At 63.3% G+C, this 7,765-nt stretch carries 8 protein-coding genes and 1 pseudogene; 2 read left to right on the plus strand and 7 right to left on the minus strand.

Features of this window, described 5'->3' with window-relative positions:
* From glmM to RMO40_RS21395, 4 genes are all read right to left on the minus strand, one after another.
* Positions 1-1,258: phosphoglucosamine mutase (gene glmM, locus RMO40_RS21380; RefSeq protein ID WP_309725619.1), on the minus strand; the 1,258-nt coding region annotated here is incomplete at its 3' end.
* Between the two features lie 42 nt (positions 1,259-1,300).
* Positions 1,301-2,146 carry a dihydropteroate synthase gene (folP, locus tag RMO40_RS21385; protein WP_309725620.1) on the minus strand — a complete coding sequence of 282 codons (846 nt, stop codon included), beginning with the start codon at positions 2,144-2,146 and terminating at the stop codon, positions 1,301-1,303.
* Between the two features lie 72 nt (positions 2,147-2,218).
* Entirely contained in the window at positions 2,219-4,105 is a 1,887-nt protein-coding gene (gene ftsH / locus RMO40_RS21390; RefSeq protein ID WP_309725621.1) for an ATP-dependent zinc metalloprotease FtsH, read from the minus strand.
* A 153-nt stretch (positions 4,106-4,258) separates the two neighbouring features.
* Positions 4,259-4,945: an SAM-dependent methyltransferase gene (locus RMO40_RS21395; RefSeq protein WP_309725622.1), complete on the minus strand. Its 687-nt coding sequence runs from the start codon at positions 4,943-4,945 to the stop codon at positions 4,259-4,261.
* A 32-nt stretch (positions 4,946-4,977) separates the two neighbouring features.
* Here RMO40_RS21395 and RMO40_RS21400 point away from each other — a divergent pair, with 32 nt between their 5' ends.
* The gene (locus tag RMO40_RS21400) at positions 4,978-5,451 is read left to right on the plus strand and encodes a YhbY family RNA-binding protein (protein ID WP_309725623.1); all 474 of its coding nucleotides are present in this window, start codon (positions 4,978-4,980) and stop codon (positions 5,449-5,451) included.
* Positions 5,452-5,460: 9 nt separating this feature from the next.
* Here RMO40_RS21400 and RMO40_RS21405 read toward each other — a convergent pair whose 3' ends face one another.
* The 3 genes and pseudogenes from RMO40_RS21405 to RMO40_RS21415 all read right to left on the minus strand — a co-directional run.
* Positions 5,461-5,907, minus strand: a complete 447-nt coding sequence (locus RMO40_RS21405) for a DUF4149 domain-containing protein (RefSeq protein ID WP_309725624.1) — start codon at positions 5,905-5,907, stop codon at positions 5,461-5,463.
* Between the two features lie 8 nt (positions 5,908-5,915).
* A complete protein-coding gene (greA, locus tag RMO40_RS21410; RefSeq protein ID WP_309725625.1) occupies positions 5,916-6,392 on the minus strand; it encodes a transcription elongation factor GreA in 477 nt (158 codons plus the stop codon).
* An 89-nt stretch (positions 6,393-6,481) separates the two neighbouring features.
* A pseudogene (locus tag RMO40_RS21415) lies at positions 6,482-7,564 on the minus strand (ATP-binding protein); the annotation flags it as partial.
* Here RMO40_RS21415 and RMO40_RS21420 point away from each other — a divergent pair.
* Positions 7,565-7,765: ATP-binding protein (locus RMO40_RS21420; protein ID WP_489660217.1), on the plus strand; the 201-nt coding region annotated here is incomplete at its 3' end.

Here is a 7,765-nt window from a genome sequence, read left to right on the forward strand (position 1 = left end):
CCCGCACCAGCGGCTCGGTACCGGAAGCACGAATCAGCAGCCGCCCGCTGTCACCCAGCTCGCGATGGGCCTGGGCCTGCGCCTCGGCCAGGCCGGGCACCGCCTTCCAGTCCTGCCCCGGTTGAAGTCGCACATTGATCAGCACCTGAGGGAACAACGTCACCGGTGCCAGCAGCTCGGCCAGTGACTTGCCGCTGCGGCTGACAGCTTGCAGCACCTGCAAGGCGCTGACGGTGCCGTCACCGGTGGTGTGTTTGTCGAGCGCCAACAGGTGGCCCGAGCCTTCGCCGCCAAGCAGCCAGCCGCGGGCGGCGAGTTCTTCAAGCACATAACGGTCGCCGACCTTGGCACGCACGAACTCAATGTCGCAGGCCTTGAGCGCAACTTCAACTGCCATGTTGGTCATCAACGTACCGACCGCGCCCGGAACACGCTGGCCCTGGGCCAGCCGGTCGGTCACCATCACGTACAACAACTCGTCGCCGTTGTAGAGCCTGCCGGTTGAATCGACCAGCTGCAGGCGGTCGGCATCGCCATCGAGGGCCACGCCGTAGTGCGCACCATGCTCCTGCACCGCCTTGACCAGCGCGGCTGGCGAGGTGGCGCCAAAACCCGCATTGATGTTGAGCCCGTCGGGGCTGCAGCCGATGCGCACCACCTCGGCGCCCAGCTCATGGAACACCTCGGGCGCGGTCTGGTAGGCCGCACCATGGGCCGCATCGATGACGATCTTCAGGCCCTTGAGCGAGAGGTCGTTGCCGAAGGTGCTCTTGCAGAACTCGACGTATCGCCCGCGGGCATCTTCAATGCGTTTGGCCTTGCCAAGCTGAGCCGAATCGACCCACTGCGGAGCTTCGGTCAAGGCCGCTTCGACCTCACGCTCCCACTCGTCCGGCAGCTTCTCGCCGCGCGCCGAAAAGAACTTGATGCCGTTGTCGGGGTAGCCATTGTGCGAAGCGCTGATGACCACACCCAGGTCGAGGCGCAGTGCACGCGTGAGATAGGCCACGCCAGGGGTCGGTAACGGCCCGGTGAGCAGCACGTCGACACCGGCCGAGGCAAACCCGGCCTCGAGCGCCGACTCGATCATGTAGCCGGAAATGCGGGTGTCTTTGCCGATCAGCACGGTGGGCCGCGCCAGCTTGGCCTTGAGCACGCGTCCCACGGCATGCCCGAGGCGAAGCATGAAATCTGCCGTGATGGGCGCCTGGCCCACGGTGCCTCGGATGCCATCGGTGCCGAAATAGGTTCTGCTCATGTCGCTCGCTTGTGTCGCTTGTATGTGCTTGGGTTAGCTTCTTTATGCCCCGATATTGTGCAGCAGCCCTGCAGCGCTCCCCACCTTGAGAGCATCCACCGTGGCCTCGACGTCGTGCACCCGCAGCACCTTCGCGCCAAGAAGCGCCGCGGCGAACGCCGCCGTTGCGCTGGCGACCAGCCGCTCGCCAACCGGCCGCCCCGTCACCGCGCCGAGGCTGCTCTTGCGAGACCAACCGACAAGCAGCGGGTAACCCACAGCCAGCAACTCGCGTTGGCGGGCCAACAAGGCCAGGTTGTGCTCGACGGTCTTGCCGAAGCCGATGCCGGGGTCGATCACGATGCGCTCGCGCTGTACGCCAGCCTCCCGCACGGCGTTCGCCCTTTCCGCCAAAAACGCACTCACCTCGGTGATCACGTCACCATAAATCGGCTTTTGCTGCATCGACAGCGGCTCGCCCTGCATGTGCATCAAACACACCCCGCACGAAGGGTGGGCTGCAACAGCAGCCATGGCTCCCCGCCAACGCAGCGCAAAGATGTCGTTGACGATGTCCACACCCAAGTCGAGCGCGAGGCGCATGGTTTCGGGTTTGTAGGTGTCGATCGACACCGGTACACCGAACGACAAGGCCGCCTTGAGCACAGGCAGCACCCTGGCCTGCTCTTCTTCCACAGGCAAGGGCGCCGCACCAGGGCGACTTGATTCGCCGCCCAGGTCGAGCATGTCGGCACCCTCTTTGAGCAGCTGCTCGCAGTGGGCGAGCGCAGCCTGCGTACTGGCGTGCCGCCCGCCGTCGGAAAACGAATCGGGCGTGATGTTGACAATGCCCATCACCCGCGGCCGGCTCAAGTCGATCTGAAAACGGGTGGTCTGCCAGGTCTGCATGCGCTTAGCGGCCTCGGAAACAATGGAAAACGGGGCCGAAGCCCCGTTGTCTGTCTATATCGGTGAGATGACTCAGGCCGCAGCCGGGGCGCTGTCCGGGTTGACCGGAGGCACCGACCCACCACCCGGCTTGTTGCTGGACGACGTCCAGTCCTTGGGCGGGCGCGGTGGCTTGTCACTCATGATGTCGTCGATCTGCTCGGTGTCGATGGTTTCCCATTCGAGCAAGGCCTTGGCCATCGCGTGCATCTTGTCCTTATTGGCTTCGATGTGGCGGCGGGCCACGGCGTATTGTTCGTCGATGATGCGGCGCACCTCGACGTCGACACGCTGCATGGTCTCTTCAGACATGTTGGTCGTCTTGGTGACAGAACGGCCCAGGAAGACCTCGCCTTCGTTCTCGGCGTAGACCATCGGACCCATGGCTTCACTCATGCCGTAGCGCATCACCATGTCGCGGGCGATGGCGGTGGCACGCTCGAAGTCGTTGCTGGCGCCGGTGGTCATCTCGCCGATGAACACCTCTTCGGCGATCCGACCGCCGAACAGGATGGAGATGGTGCTCAGCATGCGGATCTTGTCGGTGCTGTAGCGGTCGCCTTCAGGCAACTGCATGGTCACACCCAATGCACGGCCGCGCGGGATCACCGTGACCTTGTGCACCGGGTCGGCCTTGGGCATCAGGCGGGCGACCAGCGCGTGGCCAGCCTCGTGGTAGGCCGTGTTGCGGCGCTCGTCTTCGGCCATTGCCATCGACTTGCGCTCCGGGCCCATCATGATCTTGTCCTTGGCCTTCTCGAAGTCGATCATGTCGACCACACGGCCATTGCGGCGTGCGGCAAACAAGGCAGCTTCATTGACCAGGTTGGCCAGGTCGGCACCCGAGAAACCAGGCGTACCGCGCGCCAGGATGTCAGCACGAATGTCTTGGCCGACGGGCACCTTGCGCATGTGCACGTTGAGGATCTGCTCGCGGCCGCGCACGTCGGGCAACGTCACATAAACCTGGCGGTCGAAGCGGCCGGGGCGCAGGAGCGCGGGGTCAAGAATGTCGGGCCGGTTGGTCGCGGCCATCACGATCACGCCGAGGTTGGTTTCGAAACCATCCATCTCGACCAGCATCTGGTTCAGCGTTTGTTCGCGCTCGTCGTTGCCGCCACCCAGGCCGGCACCACGGTGGCGACCCACCGCGTCGATTTCGTCGACGAAGATGATGCAGGGGGCACTCTTCTTGGCCTGCTCGAACATGTCGCGCACACGGGCCGCGCCGACACCGACGAACATTTCAACAAAGTCGGAGCCCGAGATGCTGAAGAACGGCACCTTGGCTTCACCAGCAATCGCCTTAGCGAGCAGGGTCTTGCCCGTACCGGGAGGGCCGACGAGCAGCACGCCACGGGGGATGCGGCCACCGAGCTTCTGGAATTTCTGCGGGTCTTTCAGGAAGTCGACCAGTTCCTTGACTTCTTCCTTGGCCTCGTCGCAACCAGCCACATCAGCAAAGGTGGTGGTGTTGTTGGCCTCGTCGAGCATGCGCGCCTTCGACTTGCCGAAGCTGAAGGCACCTCCCTTGCCGCCGCCCTGCATCTGCCGCATGAAGTAGATCCACACTGCGATCAGCAGCAGCATCGGACCCCAAGAGACCAGGATGGTCATCAGGATCGACTGCTCTTCGTCGGCCTTGCCGGTGACTTGCACACCGAACTTCATCAGGTCGCCGACCATCCACAGATCGCCGGGGGAGGCGATGGTGTACCCCTGGCCTTCGCTCGGGGTGACCTTCAGGTTGCGGCCCTGGACTTCAACCCGTTTGACCTTGCCGGCCTTGGCGTCGTCCATGAACTGCGTGTATGTGACGTTCTCGACGACACGGGGCTTGTCAAACTGTTTGAAGACAGTGAACAGCACCAGCGCAATCACCAACCAAACAGCAACTTTTGAGAACCATTGATTGTTCACCGCGGCTCCTTCTGCAATCAAAACTTCCGCACAGGCGCACGATGAGCCTGCATCCACGGCATATGGGGCAGATTCTAGTCCAGACAAGGGGGAGAGCCCGCCTCAGCTGCCCCTGTGCACGCTGGGTGTATGCGCCTTGCGCACGGTACTAGTTCACGAACGCTTTTCGGCTGCTACGCCGGGATTCTTGAGACCCACTCCCACCAAAAAGGTTTCAGACGAACGGTAACGAGATGCCTTCGGCTTGATTGGCTTGACGACCCGAAACGTCTTCTTGAACAGATCGGTTAACTGGGTGTGGCCACTGCCGTGAAACACCTTCGTCACCAGGGCTCCATTTGGCGTAAGGTGGTTTTGCGCGAAATCGACCGCCAGCTCGACCAAGTGCTCCATGCGAGCGGCATCCGAGCTTTCGATCCCCGACAGGTTCGGCGCCATGTCCGAAATCACCACGTCCACCAGCCTGTCGCCGATCAAGCTGCGCAACTGGGCCACCACGGTGTCTTCACGGAAGTCGCCTTGGATGAATGTCACGCCTTCAATGGGCTCCATCGGCAAGACGTCGAGCGCAATGATGGTGCCGTTCAAGGCACCCGCGGCGGCTGCGCCAGAACCCACAAACTTGCGGCGCACGTATTGGCTCCACGCGCCCGGTGTGGCGCCCAGGTCCACCACCAGCTGGCCGGGGCGTATCAGCTTAAGGGTTTCGTCGATTTCCTTGAGCTTGTAGGCAGCCCTGGCGCGGTAGCCCTCTTTCTGGGCCAGCTTCACATAGGTGTCGTTCACGTGGTCATGCAACCACGCCTTGTTGACCTTCTTGCTTTTTGTCTGGGTTTTCATAAGCCTGCTCTGGGTCGACCGATAATAGGGGCATGCCTGCCATTGAACTCCGCCCCGTCCAGCGCAAAGAAAAACGCGCTGAAGCCCATCACCTCGAGCCCGTGGTTCGCATCGGCGGAGACGGCCTGACCCCCGCCGTCATCAAAGAAACCGACGCTGCACTCAACGCGCACGGCCTGATCAAGATTCGTGTGTTCTCCGACGAACGCGAAACCCGCGAGGCCATTCTGGCGCGCCTGAGCGACGAGCTGAACGCCGCTCCGATTCAACACATCGGCAAGCTGCTGGTGCTGTGGCGCCCCATGCCCCCGAAGGAAAAGGCCGAACGTGAAGGTCGCGGCGCCGGCCCCAAGGTGGTCAAGATCCTCAAGTTCTCCAAGAGCGGCAACCACCGCCCTCAGGTCAAGAAGATCAACCTGCTGGGCAACCAGCGCATCGCCGCCGGCGGCCAGGTGAAGCGTGCCAAGAAACGCATCACCAGCGTCAAGCGCACGGCAGCCGAATAAAGCGGCCAACTAAGCCCGCGACAGGCGCCACGCCAGCGCCAGGGCCAGCAGGCCCTTCAACCCGAACAGCGCGGCAGACACCCCGTGCAGCACTCCAAATGACCAGAGGCCCTGCCCCGCCCGGGCTGCGGCCATCATCGGTTGAACGGCGAAATAGCCCAACATCGTGCAAAACAGCGTGCCCAGCACCAGCACGACCTCGGTGCTGAAGATCGAGCCACGGCCGGCTTCAGCGTCCAGACGGGCCTGCCGACGCACCAGCAGCAACAGAATCACCCCGACCGCCAGGCTGAGATAGGCCTCCCGCGCAAACATGCGCCCGGCCAGGCGGCCCGCCACTTCGAGGGTCACGGTGGCAAAACCCGCTGGCGCCCCGATCGCGGCGATGCCAAGAATCAAGCCGGCCCACAGCCCCGCGACGAGGCAAGCCAAACGCCGGCTGTCCAGTTGCTTCACGCGGCGGCTCAGATGTAGCGAACCTTGATGATCTCGTAGCTCTTGACGCCGCCGGGCGCCTGCACTTCGGCCACGGCGCCTTCTTCCTTGCCAATGAGCGCGCGTGCAATCGGCGAGCCGATCGAGATCCGGCCTTGTTTCAGGTCGGCTTCGTCTTCACCGACGATCTGGTAGGTCACGGCCGCGCCCGTGTCTTCGTCTTCCAGATCCACGGTGGCACCGAACACCACCATGCCGCCCGCATTCAATGAAGCGGGGTCGATGATCTGGGCCGCGGCCAGTTTGCCTTCCACTTCCTGGATGCGGCCTTCGATGAAGCCTTGTTTGTCCTTGGCGGCTTCGTACTCGGCGTTCTCTGACAGGTCGCCCTGCGCACGGGCTTCGGCAATCGCCTGCACCACGGCGTGGCGCTCCACGGTCTTGAGGCGGTGCAGTTCTTCTTTCAGCAGCTGTGCGCCGCGTGTGGTGATGGGGATGGTGGCCATGGTCAAACCTTGAAACTCAAAATGAGAACCGCCGCCTTCTCCCTTGCGGGAGTTAGGCGGCGGCCGATGCGTGGGGAAGATGCAAAAGTCTAGTGCAGTTCCGCGTGCAGTTCTTGCAGGGATAGCACCACCAGATCGTCCTGGTGCTTCATGCCCTCGACGGCAGCCTCACAGCCCGCCATGCTGGTGTAGTAGGTGATGCGGTTGGCGAGCGCCACCTGGCGGATGTGACGCGAGTCGGCAATCGCCGTGCGCGTTTCGTCCACCGTGGTGAAAACGAGCTGGATCTCACCCGCCTTGACCATGTCGACGATGTGCGGCCGGCCATCCTTGACCTTGTTGACCGCTTTCACGGGCACGCCGCCTTCGGCAATGGCCGCAGCCGTGCCTTTGGTCGCCACCACCTGGAAGCCCAGCGCGTGCAAATCACGTGCGACGACCACGGCGCGCGCCTTGTCGCCCTTCTTCACCGTGATGCACACCGTGCCCTTGGTGGGCAGGCGAGAGCCAGCACCGAGCTGGCTCTTGAGCATGGCTTCGCCGAAGCTGCGCCCTGCCCCCATCACCTCGCCGGTGGAGCGCATTTCCGGGCCGAGGATGGGGTCGACACCCGGGAACTTGTTGAACGGGAACACCGCTTCCTTGACCGAGAAGTACGGCGGAATGACTTCGCTCGGCACCCGGCCGCGCTTGTCTTTCTGTTCCGACAACTTTTGCCCCACCATGCAGCGGGCGGCGATCTTGGCCAGCGGCTGGCCAGTCGCTTTGGAGACGAAAGGCACGGTGCGCGAAGCACGCGGGTTGACTTCGAGCACGTAGACCACCGCGTCGTCGCCTTCGCCCTGGATGGCGAACTGCACGTTCATCAGTCCCTTGACCTTGAGTGCACGGGCCATCGCGATGGTCTGGCGGCGCAGCTCGTCTTGCAGCGATTTCGGCAGCGAATACGGCGGCAAGGAACAAGCCGAGTCGCCGGAGTGGATGCCTGCCTGCTCGACGTGCTCCATGATGCCGCCGATCATCGTGCCCTCGGGGCTGTCGCTGCCGTCGCTGATGCAATCAACATCGACCTCGATCGCGTCGTCGAGGAATCGATCCAGCAATACAGGCGATTTTTCGCTGACCTTGACGGCTTCACGCATGTAGCGCTCAAGGTCGTCGGGCTGATGAACGTGCAATTCGCGATCCAGGGCCTGAATGACGACAACGCAGACAACGCCGTCGTCTACGTGCTCGAAGTGAACCCGCGCGCCTCGCGCACCGTGCCGTTCGTCTCGAAGGCGACCGCGCAGCCGCTGGCCAAGATTGCCGCCCGCTGCATGGTCGGGCAGAAGCTGTCCAGCCAGCCGCTGGTGCGCGGCGAGGTCATCCCG

The sequence above is a fragment of the Rhizobacter sp. genome, from assembly GCF_031412075.1.
In the GTDB taxonomy this organism is placed as follows: Bacteria; Pseudomonadota; Gammaproteobacteria; order Burkholderiales; family Burkholderiaceae_C; genus Rhizobacter.